At 61.4% G+C, this 1,041-nt stretch carries 1 protein-coding gene; it reads left to right on the top strand.

Translation table 11 applies throughout. The features are described from left to right. Positions 1-91: 91 nt before the first annotated feature. Positions 92-1,040 (top strand): IS630 family transposase gene (locus NKH73_RS32525; protein WP_107652969.1). Its coding sequence is split into 2 segments (ribosomal slippage): positions 92-427 and positions 429-1,040, totalling 948 coding nucleotides; the frame shifts between segments, so codons are not numbered across the junction. Position 1,041 lies beyond the last annotated feature (1 nt).

Below are 1,041 nucleotides of genomic sequence, written 5' to 3'. Positions count from 1 at the left end.
CTAGAGCGTTTCATCTCTTGAGAGAATCGTAGGATTCCCAAAGCGGCGTGATTGTGATTCAAGATGCTGGCTGGACGGAGGCCAGCATCGGATGACACGAGCCCTTTCGAACGATCTTCGTGAGCGTGTTGTTGAAGCCATCGGCACCGGCGAGAGCTGCCGTGCGGTGGCGTCGCGTTTTGGCGTCGCAGTTTCCTCGGTGGTGAAGTGGTCGCAGCGTTACCGTGCCACCGGCTCGGTTGCGCCGGGCAAGATGGGTGGACACCGCAAGCGGGTTCTGGAGCCGCATCGGGCCTTCATCGTGGAGCGGATCAACCAAACCTCCGATCTGACGCTGCATCGGCTGAAGGACGAGTTGGCCGCACGCGGGGTGATGGTCTCGCACAACGCGGTCTGGGTGTTCTTGAGGCGCGAGGGCCTGAGCTTCAAAAAAAACGCTGTTCGCTCTTGAGCAGGCCCGGGCCGACATTGCCCGTCGCCGCCAGCGCTGGAGGTCATGGCAGGGTCGCCTCGATCCGGCGCGCCTGGTCTTCATCGACGAGACGTGGATCAAGACCAACATGGCCCCGCTTCGCGGCTGGGGGCCAAGGGGACAGCGGCTGCGCGGCTTCGCCCCCCATGGCCATTGGCGAACCCTGACCTTCCTGGGTGCGTTGCGTTGCGACGAACTCACCGCGCCATGCGTCTTCGATGGCCCGATCAACGGGGAATGCTTCCGCGCCTATGTCCGGCAGCAACTGCTACCGACCCTGCGGCCCGGTGACATCGTGATCATGGACAATTTGGGCAGCCATAAATCCGCAGCTATCCGACAAGCCATCAGGGCCGCCGGCGCGAGGCTCTGGTTCCTGCCGCCATACTCGCCCGATCTCAACCCGATCGAGCAGACCTTTGCCAAGATCAAGCATTGGATGCGCCACGCCCAGAAACGAACTATCGAAGACACATGGCGCCATCTCGGCACCCTCGTCGGCACCATCAAGCCTGACGAATGCGCAAACTACTTCAACAACGCTGGATATGCTTCCGTAAAAACATGAA

The sequence above is a fragment of the Mesorhizobium sp. M0938 genome (genome assembly GCF_040319125.1).
Classification (GTDB): Bacteria; Pseudomonadota; Alphaproteobacteria; order Rhizobiales; family Rhizobiaceae; genus Mesorhizobium; species Mesorhizobium robiniae.
Note: the sequence above shows the minus strand (reverse complement) of the source record. Positions and strands in the feature narration are given on the sequence as shown.